General features: G+C 57.6%; 18 protein-coding genes. 12 read left to right on the top strand and 6 right to left on the bottom strand.

Features of this window, described 5'->3' with window-relative positions; genetic code table 11:
* Nucleotides 1-53: 53 nt before the first annotated feature.
* From hisC to KUV22_RS07695, 3 genes are all read left to right on the top strand, one after another.
* Nucleotides 54-1,142, top strand: a complete 1,089-nt coding sequence (hisC, locus tag KUV22_RS07705) for a histidinol-phosphate transaminase (RefSeq protein WP_222229902.1) — start codon at nucleotides 54-56, stop codon at nucleotides 1,140-1,142.
* Between the two features lie 133 nt (nucleotides 1,143-1,275).
* Entirely contained in the window at nucleotides 1,276-2,178 is a 903-nt protein-coding gene (gene mepA / locus KUV22_RS07700; protein WP_222229900.1) for a penicillin-insensitive murein endopeptidase, read from the top strand.
* Between the two features lie 28 nt (nucleotides 2,179-2,206).
* On the top strand, nucleotides 2,207-3,220 hold the full coding sequence (locus tag KUV22_RS07695; RefSeq protein WP_222229898.1) for a D-alanine--D-alanine ligase: 1,014 nt from the start codon (nucleotides 2,207-2,209) through the stop codon (nucleotides 3,218-3,220).
* 88 nt (nucleotides 3,221-3,308) lie between these two features.
* Here KUV22_RS07695 and KUV22_RS07690 read toward each other — a convergent pair whose 3' ends face one another.
* Nucleotides 3,309-5,120, bottom strand: a complete 1,812-nt coding sequence (locus tag KUV22_RS07690) for an amidohydrolase (protein ID WP_261319264.1) — start codon at nucleotides 5,118-5,120, stop codon at nucleotides 3,309-3,311.
* Nucleotides 5,121-5,185: 65 nt separating this feature from the next.
* Nucleotides 5,186-5,773: an HNH endonuclease gene (locus tag KUV22_RS07685; protein ID WP_222229896.1), complete on the bottom strand. Its 588-nt coding sequence runs from the start codon at nucleotides 5,771-5,773 to the stop codon at nucleotides 5,186-5,188.
* A gap of 793 nt (nucleotides 5,774-6,566) precedes the next feature.
* On the opposite strand from KUV22_RS07685, the gene KUV22_RS07680 reads away from it, so the two are divergent.
* Entirely contained in the window at nucleotides 6,567-8,093 is a 1,527-nt protein-coding gene (locus KUV22_RS07680; RefSeq protein WP_261319262.1) for a PQQ-dependent sugar dehydrogenase, read from the top strand.
* 19 nt (nucleotides 8,094-8,112) lie between these two features.
* On the opposite strand, the gene KUV22_RS07675 is transcribed toward KUV22_RS07680, so the two are convergent.
* The 4 genes from KUV22_RS07675 to KUV22_RS07660 form a co-directional block, all read right to left on the bottom strand.
* Nucleotides 8,113-8,667: a response regulator transcription factor gene (locus tag KUV22_RS07675; RefSeq protein WP_222229894.1), complete on the bottom strand. Its 555-nt coding sequence runs from the start codon at nucleotides 8,665-8,667 to the stop codon at nucleotides 8,113-8,115.
* Nucleotides 8,664-10,001 (bottom strand): sensor histidine kinase, encoded by a 1,338-nt coding sequence (locus tag KUV22_RS17485; protein WP_222229892.1) that lies wholly within the window; start codon nucleotides 9,999-10,001, stop codon nucleotides 8,664-8,666. Before KUV22_RS17485 ends, KUV22_RS07675 begins: the two co-directional genes overlap by 4 nt.
* 29 nt (nucleotides 10,002-10,030) lie before the next feature.
* Entirely contained in the window at nucleotides 10,031-11,569 is a 1,539-nt protein-coding gene (locus tag KUV22_RS07665) for a PepSY-associated TM helix domain-containing protein (protein ID WP_222229891.1), read from the bottom strand.
* A 107-nt stretch (nucleotides 11,570-11,676) separates the two neighbouring features.
* On the bottom strand, nucleotides 11,677-13,719 hold the full coding sequence (locus KUV22_RS07660; protein ID WP_261319261.1) for a TonB-dependent receptor: 2,043 nt from the start codon (nucleotides 13,717-13,719) through the stop codon (nucleotides 11,677-11,679).
* 246 nt (nucleotides 13,720-13,965) lie between these two features.
* On the opposite strand from KUV22_RS07660, the gene xseB reads away from it, so the two are divergent.
* The 8 genes from xseB to KUV22_RS07620 all read left to right on the top strand — a co-directional run bounded on the left by xseB (nucleotide 13,966) and on the right by KUV22_RS07620 (nucleotide 18,919).
* Nucleotides 13,966-14,223: an exodeoxyribonuclease VII small subunit gene (gene xseB / locus KUV22_RS07655; protein ID WP_222229887.1), complete on the top strand. Its 258-nt coding sequence runs from the start codon at nucleotides 13,966-13,968 to the stop codon at nucleotides 14,221-14,223.
* A 48-nt stretch (nucleotides 14,224-14,271) separates the two neighbouring features.
* Nucleotides 14,272-15,174 carry a polyprenyl synthetase family protein gene (locus KUV22_RS07650; protein WP_222230431.1) on the top strand — a complete coding sequence of 301 codons (903 nt, stop codon included), beginning with the start codon at nucleotides 14,272-14,274 and terminating at the stop codon, nucleotides 15,172-15,174.
* Nucleotides 15,175-15,647: 473 nt separating this feature from the next.
* Nucleotides 15,648-16,100: a Rap1a/Tai family immunity protein gene (locus KUV22_RS07645; protein ID WP_222229885.1), complete on the top strand. Its 453-nt coding sequence runs from the start codon at nucleotides 15,648-15,650 to the stop codon at nucleotides 16,098-16,100.
* A gap of 75 nt (nucleotides 16,101-16,175) precedes the next feature.
* Nucleotides 16,176-16,703, top strand: a complete 528-nt coding sequence (locus KUV22_RS07640) for a Na+/H+ antiporter subunit E (RefSeq protein WP_222229883.1) — start codon at nucleotides 16,176-16,178, stop codon at nucleotides 16,701-16,703.
* Nucleotides 16,697-16,993, top strand: a complete 297-nt coding sequence (locus tag KUV22_RS07635) for a monovalent cation/H+ antiporter complex subunit F (RefSeq protein ID WP_222229881.1) — start codon at nucleotides 16,697-16,699, stop codon at nucleotides 16,991-16,993. The genes KUV22_RS07640 and KUV22_RS07635 overlap by 7 nt, the downstream gene beginning before the upstream one ends.
* Complete coding sequence (mnhG, locus tag KUV22_RS07630) at nucleotides 16,986-17,378, top strand: monovalent cation/H(+) antiporter subunit G (protein WP_315857515.1); 393 nt, start codon at nucleotides 16,986-16,988, stop codon at nucleotides 17,376-17,378. The genes KUV22_RS07635 and mnhG overlap by 8 nt, the downstream gene beginning before the upstream one ends.
* Before the next feature lie 43 nt (nucleotides 17,379-17,421).
* Nucleotides 17,422-18,513: a DUF4040 domain-containing protein gene (locus KUV22_RS07625; protein WP_222229879.1), complete on the top strand. Its 1,092-nt coding sequence runs from the start codon at nucleotides 17,422-17,424 to the stop codon at nucleotides 18,511-18,513.
* A 1-nt stretch (nucleotide 18,514) separates the two neighbouring features.
* Nucleotides 18,515-18,919, top strand: a complete 405-nt coding sequence (locus KUV22_RS07620; protein ID WP_222229877.1) for a cation:proton antiporter subunit C — start codon at nucleotides 18,515-18,517, stop codon at nucleotides 18,917-18,919.
* Nucleotides 18,920-18,922: the final 3 nt, after the last annotated feature.

Here is an 18,922-nt window from a genome sequence, read left to right as displayed (position 1 = left end):
CATAAAATCTCCCCGCGCCGACGCCGTAGCGGCGCGAATCAGGAGTAGATGCCATGACCGAGTCCACCACCGAACAGAGCGTATTCTGGAGCCCCGCTGTTGCCCAGCTGAAGCCATACGTGCCCGGCGAACAGCCCAAGAGCAACGAGCGCCTGATCAAGCTCAACACCAACGAGAGCCCCTACCCGCCCTCGCCCAAGGCACAGGCGGTACTGCAGGAAGACGGCCTGGCCGCACATCTGCGCCTGTACCCGGACCCGGAATCTACCCAGCTGCGTGAAACCATCGCCGCGGAGTTCGACCTTGCTCCCGAGCAGGTATTCGTCGGCAACGGTTCCGACGAAGTACTGGCACATGCCTTCTACAGCTTCTTCCAGCGCCCGGAACCACTGCTGTTTCCAGATATCACCTACAGCTTTTACCCGGTGTACTGCCAGTTCTACGGTATTGAATCCCGCACCCTGCCCCTGCGCGAGGACTTCTCCATCGGTGTCGAGGACTACGCGGTAGAGAATGCCGGCGGGGTGATTATCCCCAACCCCAACGCGCCCACCGGCCGCTACCTGCCGCTGGCAGAGATCGAAAAGCTGCTGCAGCTGCACCCGGAGCGTGTGGTCGTCATCGACGAGGCCTATATCGATTTCGGTGGCGAGAGCGCGGTAAGCCTGATCGACCGCTACCCCAACCTGCTGGTTATCCACACCCTGTCGAAATCCCACGCACTGGCCGGTTTGCGCCTGGGCTATGGCATGGGTCAGGCACACCTGATCGAGGGACTGAACCGGGCGAAGAATTCCTTCAATTCCTACCCCATCGACGGGATTGCACAGAAGGTGGCCACCGCGGCGATCGCCGACCGCGCGTGGCTGACCGACAACTGCGCCAAGGTAATCGCCACTCGCGAGTGGACCTGTGAACAGTTGTCTGAGCTGGGCTTCGACATAGTCCCATCCACCGCGAACTTTATCTTCGCCAAGCCGACGAAGACTTCTGCCGAGGCACTGTTTCTCGCCCTGCGCGAGCGCAATATCATCGTGCGCTATTTCAACAAGCCGCGGATTAGTGAGTACTTGCGCATCAGCATCGGCACCGATGAGGAGATGCAGGCACTGGTGAGCGCTTGCCAGGAAATTCTGCAGTAAGCGCCCACGTCGCCACTTTCCACAATAGCGGATACGCCCACAGAAGCGGCTCGGGGAACCTCTATAATTCCCCGAGCACTAATGCCTAAACCGGCCCCACTTTGAGCCTCAACCGGACGCATCCGCCGTTGTTATGCCGCTGACCAAATCACTCTTCGCCCGACTTCTTATCGCCGCCCTGCCCCTGAGCCTGAGCCTGCTGCTCGCAGCAACGAACGCATCCGCGCAAAACCCGTGGGAGGATGTGAAAACCCCTTCCAAGCAGTCTCCGGAAAGTATCGGCGCCTACACCAATGGCTGCCTGAGTGGCGCCGAACAGATGCCCCTGCGCGGCGACGGTTTTCAACTGGTGCGCACGGGGCGCGACCGCCACTACGGCAATCCGTATCTGGTGAAATTCCTCAAGGACTTTTCCAGTAGTGTGGAAAAGAACAATCTCGGGCGTCTGCAGATTGGGGATATGTCCATGGCCCGCGGCGGGCCCTTCAGTAGCGGCCATACCAGCCACCAGATGGGGTTGGATGCCGACATCTGGTTTTCCCAGGACCGCCGCGCTGCCGAGCGTCCGCTGTCTCCCTGGGAGCGCGACAATATCGCCGCCATCCCCATGGCCGATGCCAAAAAGCATGTTTTGCTGGAAAAAAACTGGGATAAACGCATCCCGGGCATCGTGCGCCTCGCCTCGGAAGACCCCCGTGTCGCGCGCATCTTCGTACACCCCACCATCAAGCGGAAAATGTGCGATATTGCAGGGAGCGATAACGAATGGCTGCGCAAGGTGCGCCCCTGGTGGGGACACAACTATCACTTTCATGTGCGCCTGAATTGCCCGCCCGGGGACAACAGTTGCAAACCGCAGGCGAAGGTTAAGGGCGACCCTTGTGGCGGTGGTCTGGACTGGTGGTTTAGTGATGAGTTTTACGCCATCCTTAACCGTCCGCCTTCCAAAGAGCCGGAAAAGCCGGCCGAGAAGCCGCCAATGCCCTCCCAGTGTGCCCAGGTATTGAGTGCACCCGCTGGCGAAAGTAAGCGCTAACGTACGACAACAAACAAATGAGAGACCGATGACAAACGAGTCTGCCAATCCCATCAACGTCCTGCTGATCTGCGGCGGCGGCAGCAGCGAACACGATGTATCCCTGCGCACCGCGGATTTTATTCAACAGGAGTTGGCCAAGTCCCCAGCGCTAAAGCTGACGCGGGTGACCATGGATGCGGATGGCCGCTTTATCGATGCGGACGGCCAGCTGCGCGAACTGCGCTCGGACAAACTGCTGTACAACGCCGGTGGCAGCGCGCAACCGGTGGACTATGTGATCCCGGCCATCCACGGCTACCCCGGTGAAACCGGCGACCTGCAGTCACAATTGGAAATTCTCGGCCTGCCGTATTACGGCTGTGGCCCGGAGGCCAGCAAAAACTGCTTCAACAAGGTCACCACCAAACTGTGGCTGACGGCACTGGGTATCGACAATACCCCCTACCAGTTCCTGTGCGCAGAAACCCCGGAGGAATTTGCCAAGGCCCAGGATGCGCTGAGCGAGTGGGGCTCGGTGTTTGTGAAAGCTTCCAATCAGGGCTCATCCGTGGGCTGCTATCAGGTAAGTACTCCGGAAGCTCTCAATGAAGCATTGAAGGACGCATTCAAACTCTCCCCCTACGTGCTGGTAGAAAAGTGCCTGAATGTGCGCGAGCTGGAAGTTGCGTCCTACGAATACCAGGGCGAACTGGTGGTAACCCCACCGGGCGAAGTGCGCGCGCCGTCGGACACCTTCTACAGCTACGACGAAAAGTATGCGGAAGACAGCCGCGCAGAAACCTTTGTGGAAGCGGAAGGGTTGTCCGAAGGGCAACTGAACTGGATTCGCGAAGCATCGAGACGCGCGTTTGTCGGCCTGCAGCTAAAAGACCTTTCCCGCATCGACTTCTTCCTCACCGACGAGGGCGAGATCTACCTGAACGAAGTAAATACCTTCCCCGGTATGACCTCGATCTCCATGTTTCCGAAGATGCTGAAGAATCAGGGGCATGATTTTTCGGAATACCTGGCTGCGCTAATCCAGGCGGCGGTGCATTAAGTCGGCAAGCCTTATACTCACTTCACCCTTACGACTTTAACCCGGGCGGCCATCTCACCATGACTCCCGGGTAATACTGCGTTATTTCTTAATCTGCTGCCAGTCCAGAGAACAGAGTGTGCAATACGTGATGGGCGGCCTCGGGGCTATTGGAGAGTGGTGCATATTGCAGGCGTGCGCTTGGCTCACCCGGTTTGCGCTCGAAAATAACCTTATCTTTCTTGATCGTCTTAAGCACCTTGAGGTCAGCAAGCTTCTCCGGCGCGACAGCCGTTGGGTCTTCCGACAGAACAACGAAGTCCGCCAACTTACCCACCTCGATTGAGCCTTTGTCATCCTCTTCAAAGTGCTGCCATGCGGGCCAGATCGTCATGGCCTTCAGCGCGGTATCCACATCAACCCGCTGCTCGGGGCCGAGAATATAACCGGAGCGTGTGCGGCGATTCACCGTGGCATCGAGTACCCGCATGCTATCGGGGAAGGCCACTGGCGCATCGTGATGGGTACCAAACATCAGGCCGCGTTTGCGAATCCACCCGGTAGGGGAAATATTTTCTGCTTTTTTCGGGCCGACCGTATGCTCACGATGCCAATCACCCCAGTAATAGGTGTGCATGGGAAATACCGACTGAAAGACGCCCAGCTCCTGAAAGCTGTCTACCTGGTCCTCGCGCTGAAACTGACCGTGAACCAGCACGGGGCGATTACCCGGATCACCATATTTTTCGCGCGCTTTTTTAAACGCGGCAATCAACATATCTGATGCACCTTCGCCATTGGAATGCACCAGAATCTGCAGGCCGTGTTCAAAGCACCAGTTGACCGCATCCTGCAGCTGCTCCTGGGTAATTGCGGAGTAGCCTTTGTAACCTTTGGGGTATTTTCCTACCGGGTCGTAGTAAGGACGATCTCGCAGTGCGGTAAACCCTTGCGGTGACCCATCGATTGTTAACTTGCAGCCGCCTACTCGCACGTTATCCACGTAATCTCTGGACATACTTTGCTTGATAAAATCACGCCCCTCCAAAACATCCGGAAAGGCCACCACATCAATCAAAATATCGCCATCCGCGGCCGCCTTCTTCAGTGCTTTGACCGCCGCCTCCGATGAACGGCCGTCCTGCCCCGTGGTATAGCCGAACTTGGCCCACAGCTTGCTACCAGCGCGGGCAAAGGTCACCAGGCCCTCATCGCCGAGCTGACCAAGAAGCGGCACAAACACAGAGAAAAAGGCGTATTCTTCCAGCACACCGTTCGGTTCACCATTCTCATCGCGCTGGATAACGCCACCGGCGGGCGCTTTGGAATCCTTGTTGATCCCCGCCATTTCCAGTGCTTTGGAATTCGCCACTCCGAGATGCCCCGACTGATGCACAATAAGCACGGGGATATCCTTTGAGACTTCATCGAGATCCTCTCGCGTCGGGTGGCGCAGCTCCTTCATCTGGGCGTTGTCATATCCGAAGCCGATGATCATCTTGGTTGCGGCAACAGCATCGGCATTGTCTTTCGCCCATTGAGAGAGGGTGCTCTTTAACGAGGCAATATCTGTCACTTTACCGTCTGGCGGCGAAAGCAGGTTTGCGGAAAGCGCCTGTAGGCCGCCAAATACAACGTGACCGTGACTATCCACAAACCCGGGCACCATCGCCCTGCCGTTTAAATTGAACTCCTTGGTGGTACTGCCTTTGTATTTCCTTAGATCTGCCAGACTGCCTACCGCGATAATACGCCCGTCTTTTACCGCCACCGCGTCGGCTTTGGGGTGCTTATCATCCATTGTGAGTATTGGTCCGCCGGTATAAATGGTGTCGGCGATCTTGGCTGATATTTCGGAAGCTTCTGTTGTACACACGGTTAATGCAAAAACCGCGAACAGCATACCCAGATAGACTCTCATAGCTGATTCACTTATTCAGTCGATGTGCATAGTGCAAGTTTAGAAGTTTGTAGAAGCTGCTTTCGTTAACTCACCTGTTGTAGCGTTTCCAACAACCATCCATCCTGCCGTTTGCGCGAAAACTGCCCGCGCAGGAACTCCATCTGGTCACCACGAATCCGCGCGCTATTGGTTAGCGCCAGATACTCCGCGGCGTTGGGCACAAATGGCAGGGCCAGCAATTCCATATCGATATGCTCCAGCAGCCGGTTGCCCTTATGTTGATTACAACGACGGCAGGCGGTGACCACATTCTCCCAAGTGTCGCGGCCACCTTTGGAAACCGGGTGAACGTGATCTCGGGTGAGGTCTCGTATTGGAAACCAGCTGCCGCAGTACAGGCAGGTATGCTGATCGCGGGCGAACAGCGCGCGATTATTCAACGGCGGCCGATTGCGCGGTCGCGCCATGCGATCACCACCGCAGGCAATAATGGCCGCCAGATCCAGCGTGGACCGCTCGCCCTGGCGGTTAATACCACCGTGCACCGTCTGTACGACACCACCCAGGGTCCAGGTAACCAGCTCCCGTACATACAGGCAGGCGGCCTCCTCCCAGCTCAGCCATTCCAGGGGTTGCCCGGCGAGATTCAACCTCAGGATTTGTGCTTGCACGAGTTCACCTCCCGTTTTTGCGAGCCTGAAAAGCAACAAAGCCCCGCGGGCATACCGACGGGGCTTTGTTGCAGGATGAGGAATTTGACGATTCTTGAAGAGAGTGCGCGGAGTAAATCGGGCGAATCGGAGGAAAGGGGCGAAATTTGGAGGCGATGGAGGCTCGACCACCAGTGGTGAAAAGGTGGTTGTACGATAAACGGGTAAAGCACTAGGTTACTGAATGCATCATCCTCCACGGTCAAAAAAAGTTGACCGGCTTGACCTGATTAAAGCGGAGGTTTGTTACGATTTCCAGACGAAGCAAATAAACTGCTGCAGAAATTGTATGCACGCGAACGATCAGGCTAGCCGAGCGGCAAACTTGTATAGACAGGAAAAGGGAAGTTCAAGATAACTGAGGCGCCAGGGCGGGGAGAAAACAATTTATTCTGGCCCAAAACGTAAAACACCGCTTGAGCAATCCGGCCCAAGCGGTGCGTCTCACAGGATGGTGCCCAAATCCTTTCGGGCTGGCAGCGCGATCTCCATTCCTTGGGGATCTATCCTTGCCGCCGTTGCAATCCGTTCTCCGTCCTTGCAATTACATTATGGTCTTTTCAGAAAGATGCGGTAGTGGGAAAGTGCTGAACTTGTTGTAAGAGATGTCTTACACACACGTGACCGTCGTCACATTTAACCTGAACAGGCTGCTTGAAAAGGCTTGGCGCGTATCGCAACTGGTACTGCTGTGCGACATTTAGCGGCTTACTATAGTTACTTTTGTTACGAGATCAAGGACGTTGGGGGACACATGTCGAAAAAGGCGCTAGTTTTTTATCTGTTTGCCACAGCTGGCGTAATTTCAGTTCTAGCCCTCATCGTCGCCCTGGCATTCGGTCTGGTACCCGGTGTGAATGTGCCCTGGGGGCAGATGTTTGGTGTCAGCACCGATGAAAAAACCGTGCAGCATCAAATCAAAGTTGCCGACGGCTTTCACGTAACGCTGTTTAATGACGATGTACCCAACGCGCGGTTTATGGCAATTACCCGCAATGGTGATCTGCTGGTGTCGCAACCGAAGCTTGGTCAGGTCAGTTTGTTGCTTGCCGACCGCGATGGCGACGGCGAGTCCGATGGCCAGCGCGTGCTCATAGACCAGCTGAAGCGCCCACACGGATTGACGCTGTTTGAAGACTGGTTGTATATCGCCGAGAGCGACGCAGTGGGGCGCGTGCCATTTGATCACTCCGATGGACGTATTGCCGGCAGCTACCAGCGCGTGGTCACCGGGCTCGGCGACACCGGCAATCATTGGACCAAGACCATCGGCCTGGGTCCGGATGGCTGGATGTACCTCTCCAGCGGCTCGACCTGCAATGTGTGTATAGAAGAAGACCCGCAACGCGCAACGATCATGCGCTTCCGCCCGGACGGCAGCAATTTCCATGTATATGCTACCGGCCTGCGTAACAGCGTTGGCTTCGACTGGTCACCAAAGGATGGCGCACTGTATGCCACCGACAACGGGCGCGACTGGGTCGGTAACGACTTCCCTCCCTGCGAGCTAAACCGAATTCAACAGGACGGTTTTTACGGCTGGCCGTTCGCCAACGGCAACCGAATTCCCGACCCGGACTTTGGCGTAAATGGCGACGCTGCGCTGCAGCAGATTATTCGCGACTCGATCCCCCCGGTATTCGATTTCCCCGCGCACAATGCCCCACTTGGCATGCGCTTTTTAACCAGTCCGGAGCAATCTCTGGGGTACCGGGAGGCGGCGTTGGTTGCGCTGCACGGGTCGTGGAACCGGGATGTAAAAGACGGCTACAAGGTGGTGGCCCTGCACTGGGACACCAGTGGCCGTATTCGCAGTGAAGACTTCTTGTGGGGATTTCTTTCTGAAGACCGCGAAACGGTTTTCGGTCGCCCTGTGGATATAACCGAAGATATCCGCGGGACTATTTATGTCTCCGACGATTACGCCGGTGCGGTGTACCGAATACAGGCGGGAGCAGCCGATCGAGACACAACCGGCACGGTAACCAGTAAACGTCCGCCCATCAGCGCGCCGAAAAAGCCCCTCGCCATCGATGGCGATGCCGCGCGCCAGGGGGAGCAAATTTTTGTACGCCGCGACTGTATGCGCTGCCACCAGCAGCTTCCGCTGAAAGGCCTGAGCCGCCGCTACACGCTGAAACAACTGGCCGATTATTTCGACACGCCGACGCCACCTATGCCGAATTACGGATTCAGCAGCGGCCAGAAACGCGCGCTTGCACATTATTTGATGGAACGGGAAATTCAGGGAAGCGGGCAACTGGAGAAAATGTTGCCGTGAGTCTTAGCTGCTTACGGGATCACTGGCCCTTGGGCCGCTTCTGCAGCTTTCTCTGCAACGTGCGCCGGTGCATTCCCAGTGCCCGCGCCGTGGCCGAGATATTGCCATCATTCTCCGCCAGCACGCGCTGAATATGCTCCCACGCCAAACGGTTCACCGATGGTGGGGCGCTGGAGATCTCTGGTAATTCGGCAGCATCGCTGGAGTTGGCTTGTTCACCGGTGAGCGCCGCCACCAGCTGTTCGCCTCCGGCCGGTTTGCACAGGTAGTCGTCGGCGCCCAGCTTGATCGCGGCGACCGCGGTGGGAATACTCGAGTAACCGGTAAGGAGAATAATGCGCGCGCGAGGGCTCTCTGCGCGCAGCGGCGCAATCAATTCCAAACCGCTGTCGTGATGGATTTTTAAATCCAGCAGCGCGCAATCAAACCGTTCCCGCGCAATAAGCCCTAACGCCTCATCAACGGACTCTGCCACGCGCGTATCAAAGCCACGCCGGGACATGGCCCGCTCCAGCATATTGCGGGTGCCGGTCTCATCGTCGACGATTAGCAGGCGCAACGGGGAGCTACTCACGAGACCTCCGCCATGTCACTTTCAAGAGGCAGTTCAATGGTGGCCACGGTCCCCGGGCAATCGCGCCGGGCTGTAAGTGTCAGGCTGCCCCCAAGTTGGGCCAGCGTGGTTTTACTCAGAATCAAACCGATACCGAAGCCGCCTGATTGCTGTTCATTTTCCGCTTCGGCATCAGCGCCAAAACCCTGACCGTTGTCCGCTACCTCAATACGCAAATGCTCCGCCCCCCATGCCACTTTGAGCTCGACTGGCTCCGGTGAGCCGCTCGCCTGAGAAGCATCCAGTGCATTGTTCAATACGTTAATCAGCGTCTGCTCGAGGGTCAGCGGCAAGCGCGCGCGCATTTGTTGCGGGCCACTTTGCTGCATCTGGAAACGCGCTTCCGGGCGCAGTAACTGCCAGCGCTCCAGACTGCGGTCGATGAAGCCCGCCACCGACTGGTATTCCTCGTTACCCGCCGGATCGCGCGCGCGGCTTTTGAGCTGCTCCAGCGCCTGCTTGCACAGATTCACCTGTTGCTGCAGCAGTACCAGATCCTCCTCGACAAACTCCGGCAGGTCCTGCTGTGCCTGCAACTCTTCTACCAGCAAACCAATGGTCTGTAGCGGTGAGGCAAGCTCGTGGGCGGTACCGGCAGCCAAAGTGCCGAGAGACAGTACCTGGTCCCGCCGCGCCTGCTCCTGCCGCAGCCGGTGCAGGTGGCGGTCGCGACTGCGCAGCCCTTCCGCCATGCTGTTAACAAAGCCGGCAATCAGCACCGCAGAAAAGGTAAAGGTGGCCCACATACCGATAAGGTGGCGATAAAAGTCCCCACTCTGGCTTGCGGCCATGTCGTGTCCCACACCATGCCCTGCACCGTGCCCCATATGCGCACTGTGGCCACCGTCAACACCGGGGAAGAACGCCATCAGCGCGGTATAGGTGGCAATGCTGATCGCCGCCATTAGCCAGGCGAAAAACCGCGGTTGGGTTGCCGCGGCGATGGTGAGGGGAACCAGCAGATAAATCACGAACGGATTGGAGGCCCCGCCGCTCAGGGCGAGCAGGGGTGGCAGCCACAGCCAGTCCATCAGCAAATGACCGAAGAACTCCAGGCGCCCTACCGCAACGCTGCCGCGGGCGCGCCAACCGCTGATCAGGGTAGTCACCACCCCCAGCAGGACAAACACCAGCGCACCGGCACTCAGGGCATCCGCTAACCACAGGCTGACGCCGATGTAGGCGCTCAGGGCGATGGCCCGCAGCGCTGTCAGGCGCCGCAGGTTGACGATGATGGTTTTATCCCCGCCCAGAGGCTGAGGTACTACGGATGCTACAGGTGCGACAGATGACACGGTCAACAGGCTCGGTTAGGCATACATGCCTATTGTGTCGCCACCGCGCCGATAGAGCCAGCGGCAGCCGGCTGCGGCTGCGCTTTTGCCCCGCGCTTTTTGCGTTTTACCAGCATCACCCCGCCGATGGCGCTGCTCACCAGCAATAGCAGCAAGGTAAATACAATCAGCAGATCGCGACCCTGACGCCCGGTGAGCGGGGTCAGGTGGCTCCATTTATGCAACAGCGAAAATGACAGGCGCTCTGCGCGGTCAATACCGCGGGACTGGTCCACCAGCACGCCGGTGGCCGGGTCCACAAACAGCGTGGTTTTGTCTGCATCTGCTACCGTGACCTGCCACACCGGCAGGCGTTTGTTGCGGAAGTCGTAACCGGGGCCATAGCGGGTCACCAGCTGCATGTCGGCGATGTCCTGTGGCTCAATATTGCCAATGCGCCCGGCCAGTAGTTGCGCCTGCTCACGGTCGGCAAAGGTTTGCAGCGGCTCGCCGGTGCGCGCATTCACAAACAGCGCGCCCGCCTCGCTAGGTCGACCGTCAAAACGCTGGTTGCGACTACCGGGGGCGGACGATTTCTGCGGGGCAAAGCCAACGCGATACAGCGGTGCGTCACCGGCGCCACTGATCAGCGACAGGCTGTTGATGGCACGGCCATCCAGCTGACTGGCCCAGCTGAAGTCTGCATTCAGGTTGCGAAACTCCCCCACTTCGCCAAGACGCAGTCCCTGCACTTGCTCCACCAGGGACTGCTGTAACAGGTGGTAGAAGCCACTGGCAGACCAGCCCAATAGCGGCAGCCAGAGGGCATAACCCAGCCAGCGATGGTAGCGACGCTTGCCATCTTTGATCTTGCGGGACTTACCCTTGGACGGACGCAACGCGAATACCAGGGCAATGCCGGTGGCCGCGAACGCAAACAGGGTCAGCATCAGCAAGCCGATCAGGATCAGTCGCCCGTACTCCAGTCCATCCAACCACGCAAAAGTATGCAGCTGGCGAAAAATGCCCTGCATAAACGATTTGCTGTTATTGGTGAGCGAGGCGAGCACTGCGGTTTCGGTGTGAACAAACAGGGTCAGGCCATCGTCGCCGGCGTATTCAATCCGGTACACCGGCAGCAGACGGTTTACCGAGGGGTAGGCGTTGTCGAACTCGGTCTGTAGCTGCACGTCGGCGATCTGCTCGTCGCTGCGGCCACTGTAGTAACCGGCGAGCCAGCGGGCCTGCGCTAGGTCACCATTCACAATCTCGCGACCGTCATTCAGGGCATAGTAGTTGCGCGGTGCCGTCTCGCTCTCGGTAACCTGCAGCAGCGGCCCATTCTGAGAGGGCACCACCTTCACCACCCTCGCGCCCTGCACCCGGGATTCATCGGCAAGCAATTGTGGCAAGTTGCCCAGGTCTTCCGCCTGCAGGCTCACCGACGGCGGGAAAAATTTGACGGCCTTGGGACCAAACCAGGCCATCATCGGATGGCTAATACCCGAGAGTGCCCACACCAGAATACCGGCGAGCGCGTACCAACCAAGTTTGTTGTGCCAGGCGAGCCACTGCTTTTTCAGATTCATAACAGTTCTTTTATGTCGGTTCTTTTAAATCAATTTTTCTGAACAGCTTCTGTTAATTGCACTTCTGTTAATTACGCTTTTGTTTTTTCCACTTATTCCGGCGAAAGTCAGAAGCGATAACGCACACCGGCAAACATGGAGCGCGGCAGGCCCGGGCGATAGCTCAGGTCCGGATCGCCTACCTGGTTGGCCGTGTAGGTGGAGTAGCGTTCATCGGTGACATTGGACAGGCGCGTGTACACAGAGAGATCATTGCTGAAATCGTGGGTGGCGCGGAGGTTCAGCAGGTCGTGACCGGCATATTCCTGCGTGTTGGTTTCATCGGTGTAATAGCCACCGGTGTGGGACCACTCCAGCTCCACCCGCAGGCCGCTCAGCCACGCCGGGGTATAGGCCAGCGCAAGGTTGCCCAGGGTACGCGGCGCCTTGCCGATATCGTTGCCGGCAAAGTTCAGGTTTTCACTGACCATGCAGAAGCAGGCGAAACTGAACTGGCTGAATACGTAGGAGTAATCCTTGTATTCCTGCTGCATCGCGGCGTAAGACAGCGCCAGCTGCCACTCCTCGCCAAGGGGTGCCTGCACACTCAGCTCCACACCCTTGTGGCTGGTTTCCCCCGCGTTGGTGGTCTTGCGCATGTCACCCTCGATATAACTGACAATATCGTTTTCGGTGGTCATGTCGTAAACCGCCAGCTCATAGTTCACGGCCTCGGCAACAACACCGCGCAACCCGACTTCCTGGCTGACACTGGTCACCGGCTCAAGCTCGGTGGTGCCGGTAGAGGAGCCCGGGCGGAACAGGGTACCCACGGTGGGAGCGCGGAAGGCATGGCGATAACTGGCGTACAGCTGATGATCGTCGTTCAGCTTGTATACGGCCCCCAGTTTCGGACTCAGGTTGTCGTAGTCGCGACCCTGCGATGCCGGGCGAAAGTGCGATGGATCCTCGTTGGGCGTATCCAGCCGGTCCGCATAATCCACGTCAAATACGTCGTAGCGCAGTCCCGCCGACAAGCGCAATTGCGCAGTGGGCGCATACTCCGCGTGCACATAGGGAGAAACGGAAGTCTGCTCTGCATCAAAGTTGTAGGTGAACTCGCCGGTGCGCGCATAGTCGCTATAGATATCGCCCTCACGGGTTACCGTGATGCGCTCTTCGCGGTATTCAGACGGCGTGTAATCCGCATCCACCCCCACAATAAGCTCACCGCGATCAAAATCGCGGCGGTACTTGAGCAGCAGGCCGTAGGAGCTGAACTCAGTGTCGCGTATGTTCGGATCGTAGGTCACCATCCAGCTGGGCATCATTACTGTGCTGTTGTGACGATAGAAGGGAGTTACCGTCAACAGGCTGTATTCATCCGGGGTGTATGCCAGCTCGGAAGACAGGCGCAGGGCCTCCACCTCGCGGTAACCGATATCACCGTGGTAGCGGTTCTTCTCTAGATGGTTGCGGTAATCGGCCTCTTCTAGCCCCGAAACACCGCTCTGGTCGATGGTGGAATAGGACAGCACCGTCTTGCTATCCCAGCCCTCGGCGAATTTACTGTCGAACCGGCCACTCATGGAAGTGCGGGTGTAGTCCGCTTCCTCGCGGAAGCCATCGCTGGCGGTGCTGTTCAAATCCAGGTGAAACGCGCTGCTTTCACCAACTTTATTGCCGCCGGAAATCAATGCCCGCTGCCAACCGTCCGCACCCAGCTCGCCATTGAGGGAAATCTCGGCTTCTTCGGGCGCGGCCTTGGTAAGCGCATTGATTACCCCACCGATGGCATCACTGCCATACAGCGCCGAAGCCGGCCCCTTGGTGACTTCCAGCTGCGCACTTTGCGGCACATTGATCTCGTAGAGTCCGTTGTGGTTAAAGAAGCCGGTAGGACGGGTGGGAATACCATCTTCGAGAAACAGGTAGACCCCGGCGGTAGAGATAGGCTGGCGAATAGAGGTCATGTGCCCCTCCCCGCCCAGGTTATTCACATGCACCCCGGCCACCCGATTCAGGGCATCGGCGGGATGCGCGGGTGCGATGTGCGCCAGCTGCTCCTCGGTCACCACACCCACAGACTCCGCCAGCTCCGAGCGCGCCTTGGCTTCCCGCGTCGCAGTGACAACCACCTGTTCCAGGGCACTGTCTGACAGAGTGCCCATTTCCGCCTGAGCAGATGGGGTCAACCATGGTGAGAAGTTTACGGCCAGGGCGAGAGGGCAGGCTAAAAAAGCAGCAGGGGCGCGCACGGGTATTTCCTTGTGTAGCGGTATATATGAATAAGGGAATGCTATCGGAAATACCCTGCGCGCAACTGCGCCATATTGTCGCAGGGGGTGTGGCGTTGACCGCGTTATCACGAGCCGCTAAGGTTGCCCGCACCTGCAAGTCCTATCAGAGAATTCGCCATGGCCGCAAAAAAGAAAGCCGCTACTTTCGAGAGTGCATTGGAAGAACTGGAACAGCTGGTGGAACGCCTGGAAAGCGGCGATTTGCCACTGGACGAGGCCCTGGCGGACTTTGAGCGCGGTGTGAAGCTCACCCGCGAGTGCCAGCAAAAGCTGGCCAGCGCCGAACAGAAGGTCAAAATACTGATGGAAGAAAACGGCCAGGTACAAGAGCTGCCGTTTGACGCCCCTGACCAGCGCCCCGGAGAACCGGAATAAGTGAGCAAGTAAGTGAGTAGCCCTGCCCCCGTTCCCACTCCGGCGCCCATGCCCGCCAAACTGAAAGCCTTTCTGCAGACCTCAAGCCTCCAGGTCGAACAGACCCTGAAGACGGCTCTGGCCGATGAGAGCCGAGCCGAAGCCCTGTTCGCCGCCATGCAATACGCGGCCCTCGGCCCCGGTAAGCGCCTGCGCCCCGCGCTGGTTTACGCCTCGGCACTCGCCCTCGGCGGTGAGGCCTGTGCAGCTAACTGCCATGCGGCCGCGGCAGCACTGGAATGCATACACGCTTACTCCCTGGTCCACGACGATTTGCCGGCGATGGACGACGACGCTTTGCGTCGCGGCCGCCCGACCTGCCATATCCAGTTTGACGAGGCTACCGCGATCCTCGCCGGTGATGCCCTGCAGTGCCAGGCGTTCGAATTGCTCGCCGCAGCGCCGCTGGCGGCGGAGCTGAAAGTACAACTGATTGCCGAGCTGGCCCAGGCCTCCGGTGCCCGCGGCATGGTGGCCGGTCAGGCCATCGACCTCGCCGCGGTGGACCAGTCGCTGACCCTGGAGCAGCTCAAGCATATGCACCGCCTGAAAACCGGTGCCCTGATCACCGCCAGTGCGCGCATCGGTGCCTTGATCGGCGGTGCCGACGAGGCGCAGCTGGCCGCAATCACCCGCTATGCCGAAGCCATTGGCCTAGCGTTCCAGGTGCAGGATGACATTTTGGATGTGACCGCGAACACCGAGACGCTGGGGAAAACTCAGGGTGCCGATGCGGCCCGCAACAAACCCACCTATGTATCGCTGCTCGGACTAGAGGGCGCCAAGGCCAAGGCGAAAGAATTGCATCGGGAAGCCCACCAGGCCTTGCAGGAAGTCTCCCCACAGGCTGACAACCGCAACTTCAGTGTCCTTCAGCAGCTGGCCGATTACATCGTCAATCGAGACTATTAATCCTTCAGTCGCCGCCGGTAATCGACTCGGTGAACCGGTCGGCGACCGGCCTGACCAGAAGATGCTAGAGACGCCACTAGCCGCGCGTCGCGCCGTGACCGGAACCCCCTGCCGGTTCGCGGCCCACACCCCTCATACAGCATCACTTTTCACCACCCGCCCCCGGCTGAATACCTCCTGCTGCCGGTAATACACGTAGATGATTTTCACTTAAAACTTGTGAAACATTGCACTCCAGGGCTCTCTCAAGCAAAAAAATTAGCCTAAAGCCTTATAAATCAGAATTAGCAGCCAGAAACATCAATACTTTTGACACTTGTGCACATTTGACGAGAGTCAAAAACTCTGCAAGATTTAGTAGCCGCCGCAGGTGAATTAGAGCGCTCCTTATTGAGTAGATGAAACAATCAGAAGGACCGGAGCCCTCGCCAATACAGACCTGCGCATATAGATAAGAATAAAAGGTGACGAGTATGGAGCGTAAACAGCGCACAGTAATTGTCCCGATGGCCGTTGTCGCATTGACAATTGGCCTGACAACCGATGTACTTGCTGAACCTCTAACGGCAACGAAGCTGATAGAAGCTTGTAAGGCCTACAAGGCCGATCAGGAAAGCGCGCCCGCGACCAGCTGCCGCGCATTTATCCATGGCTATCTGTCTGCGAGCAAAGATATAGTCGCCGCAGAAGAGCGCCCCTCAGAATTTGTGGCCCGGGCCATTAAAACCCGTGCCAGTCGACTTTCCGATGAAGCGGAACAACGCCTCAGCAGCCGTTACTGTCTGCCGCCCAGCGCGACCCTCGATACCCTGATTGCCAAGGTGGCAGAAATTCCGCAGCCGTTTGCAAAGGATGCAACGGCAGAATCCGCGATGCTGACGGTGTTGGAAAATCACTATCGCTGCAAAGATGTACTCAACCCCTGAACCGGTTTCGCTGCCACACCCATTAGACGGCAGCGTCCGCGAAGGTATTTATAAAGATTTTGTCGTAAATCATTCATGCGTTACACCATTTGTCTTTTTGCCGTTCTCGCGTTTATCTGGCTTACCAACTCCGGCCTGTACACGCCTCTACTGCTCTCCTTCGGACTCATTTCCGTTGTTTTCGTCATCCTGATAGCCAGGCGCATGAAAGTTGTGGATGGGGAATCACTGCCGCTTGAGCTGTGGGCGACCTTACCGGGCTATTACCTGTGGCTGTGGCGAAAAATCGTTGCCAGCAACCTGGAAGTCGCGGCTTGTGTATGGGGTGGCTTGTTTTCACGCAACGAAACAATTTCACCCTGCAGCGAACGTATTCCAACCAAACTAAATACAGATCTTGGCAAGGTCCTCTATGCCAACTCCATCACCCTGACTCCCGGTACCGTGGCCATCGATGTGGATGATGATTCGGTGCTGGTCCACGCACTGACCCGCAGTGGACTAGATGAACTCAAGCAGGGAGAGATGGAAAAACAGATCCTCGCACTGACAGAAAAAAATTCAGATTCAAGCACTACCACGGGGCAGAAGAACGAATGTTGAATGCAACTCTGATTGCCCTGCTCGTGGTGATGTCTCTGGCATTGGTGCGCGCAATCAAGGGCCCGTCTATTCACGACCGCATTCTCGCGGTGAATATGTTTGGAACAAAAACCGTACTGCTGATCGCCGTTATCTGCTTTACCTTCGGCAAGCCGGAGTTTCTGGATATTGCGCTGGTTTATGCACTGATCAACTTTGTTAGCGTGATCGGGGTGCTGCGTTATTTCGAGTTTCGTAACCGAAACCAGAACGGCACCCAGAATTCTTCAGAGGAGTTAGCAAGTGATTGATTTGTTGCTGAGCTATGCCAGTGGCCTGCTGCTTTTTCTCGGCTGCTTTTTTATGCTGACTGGCGCTATCGGCCTGCTGCGTTTTCCCGATTTTTACTCGCGCATGCACGCGGCGGGCGTTACCGACACCCTCGCAACCATTCTGATCATCGCGGGCCTGATGCTCATTGCCGGCTGGAGCCTGGCACTGTTCAAGCTGGCACTGATCGTGCTGTTTATTTTCTTTACCAGCCCCACCGCCAGTCATGCATTGGCGCGTTCCGCTCAGCTCTGCGCTTTGCGCCTGACGCAAACACCAGTGGAGAAAGGCCCCGCAGACGCCCCCCGTCCGGTGGCAGAGACAAGCGCACCGGTTTCCAAGATGGAAGCCGCTGAGGGCACTTAACATCAATGAAAAAAATACATAAAGCAGTCAGGGGGAAATTTTGATGGACCTGTTGCTGGATATCGCATTATTGGCGCTGCTACTGGTTACCGCCGTTTCTATTGCCTGGATCAAGGACCTGTTTGCTGCGGCGATGCTCGCGGGTATTTACGGTCTGCTGTCTGCGGGCTTCTTCATGACCATGGGCGCGGTGGACGTCGCCTTTACCGAGGCCGCGGTGGGTGCGGGCATATCACCGCTACTGATTCTGCTGACCCTGGCGCTGTGCGGACGCTACCAGCGCGCCGACCGCGACCGCGCACGCCTGGCCGTCGCGCTGGTCGTCACTGTGGGCGCACTGCTAATCACCGCCACCGTCGACATGCCCTCATTCGGCGACGCGAATGCGCCGGCACAGGCGCACGTGGCCCCGCACTACATCGAAGATTCTCAGGAAGAAATCGGTATCCCCAACATCGTCACCTCGGTGCTTGCCAGCTACCGCGGCTTCGATACGTTTGGTGAGGTCGTGGTGATCTTTACCGCAGGACTCGGAGTGCTGTCACTGCTAATGGGCAGTGCGCCCGCGCCGCAGCAAGCTCCCGGCCAGTCCCTGGTGGAACAGCAGTCGCGGGATATCGTACTGCGCGTGGTGGCCAAGGTACTGATCGCTCCGATTATGCTGTACGCGCTCTACGTGCAATTTCATGGTGAATATGGCCCCGGGGGAGGTTTCCAGGCCGGAGTGATCTTCGCCGTCGGATTTATTCTCTACGGCCTGGTGTTTGGCCTGGATGCGGTGCGCAAGGTCGCAAGCCACGGACTGGTACAACTTCTGTCGGCAGTGGGCGTTCTGGTGTTCGGCTGCACCGGCTTGCTGAGCCTGGCCAACGGCAAGAATTTTCTGGATTACAGCGCACTGGCAGGCGATGCGGTGACCGGACAACACATCGGCATCATCGCGATCGAACTGGGCGTGGGCATTACCGTGGCCGCGGTAATGATCATGATTTCCTATCTGTTTACCGCACAGCTGCGCGACCGGGAAACAGAACTTTCCGCAAAGGGTACCCAGCCAACAACAGGCAACACGCCAAAAGGGCAAGCCAGCGTTGCGCTGTCCTCTTTGCAAACTCAGGAACAGGGGGCCGGATAAGGTGTTACTGGCATCGCACTACAACTACTGGATCGTTATCGCATTGATGATGATCGGCCTGTATATGGTCATCGCCCAAGGCAACCTGGTGAAAAAGATCATTGGCCTGAATATTTTTCAGACCTCGGTTTTTATTTTTTACATCAGTGTGGGCAAGGTGGATGGCGGCGGCGCGCCGATTCTGAGTGAGGGCGAAACCCTCTACTCTAACCCGCTTCCCCACGTATTAATTCTCACCGCCATTGTGGTGGGGATTGCTACCACGGCATTGGCGCTGGCGCTCACCATTCGCATCAAGCGCGCCTATGGCTCCATCGAGGAACGGGATATCCAGGCCGCGGAAGCACTGCAGGAACCGGCCTCGGCCGAAGTCACGTCTCAAGCTCCAGCCGGTAAGGAGAAGTAAACC

The organism is Microbulbifer agarilyticus (assembly GCF_019800665.1).
In the GTDB taxonomy this organism is placed as follows: domain Bacteria; phylum Pseudomonadota; class Gammaproteobacteria; order Pseudomonadales; family Cellvibrionaceae; genus Microbulbifer; species Microbulbifer agarilyticus_C.
The sequence above is the reverse complement of the archived record's forward strand: the minus strand, read 5'-3'. Positions and strand labels throughout refer to the sequence as shown.

Bases quoted from the DNA above. Each gene is read 5' to 3' on its own strand.
- hisC (WP_222229902.1), top strand. From the start codon at position 54: ATGACCGAGTCCACCACCGAACAGAGCGTATTCTGGAGCCCCGCTGTT.
- mepA (WP_222229900.1), top strand. From the start codon at position 1,276: ATGCCGCTGACCAAATCACTCTTCGCCCGACTTCTTATCGCCGCCCTG.
- KUV22_RS07695 (WP_222229898.1), top strand. From the start codon at position 2,207: ATGACAAACGAGTCTGCCAATCCCATCAACGTCCTGCTGATCTGCGGC.
- KUV22_RS07690 (WP_261319264.1), bottom strand. From the start codon at position 5,120: ATGAGAGTCTATCTGGGTATGCTGTTCGCGGTTTTTGCATTAACCGTG.
- KUV22_RS07680 (WP_261319262.1), top strand. From the start codon at position 6,567: ATGTCGAAAAAGGCGCTAGTTTTTTATCTGTTTGCCACAGCTGGCGTA.
- KUV22_RS07665 (WP_222229891.1), bottom strand. From the start codon at position 11,569: ATGAATCTGAAAAAGCAGTGGCTCGCCTGGCACAACAAACTTGGTTGG.
- KUV22_RS07660 (WP_261319261.1), bottom strand. From the start codon at position 13,719: ATGGGCACTCTGTCAGACAGTGCCCTGGAACAGGTGGTTGTCACTGCG.
- xseB (WP_222229887.1), top strand. From the start codon at position 13,966: ATGGCCGCAAAAAAGAAAGCCGCTACTTTCGAGAGTGCATTGGAAGAA.
- KUV22_RS07650 (WP_222230431.1), top strand. From the start codon at position 14,272: ATGCCCGCCAAACTGAAAGCCTTTCTGCAGACCTCAAGCCTCCAGGTC.
- KUV22_RS07645 (WP_222229885.1), top strand. From the start codon at position 15,648: ATGGAGCGTAAACAGCGCACAGTAATTGTCCCGATGGCCGTTGTCGCA.
- KUV22_RS07640 (WP_222229883.1), top strand. From the start codon at position 16,176: ATGCGTTACACCATTTGTCTTTTTGCCGTTCTCGCGTTTATCTGGCTT.
- KUV22_RS07635 (WP_222229881.1), top strand. From the start codon at position 16,697: ATGTTGAATGCAACTCTGATTGCCCTGCTCGTGGTGATGTCTCTGGCA.
- KUV22_RS07625 (WP_222229879.1), top strand. From the start codon at position 17,422: ATGGACCTGTTGCTGGATATCGCATTATTGGCGCTGCTACTGGTTACC.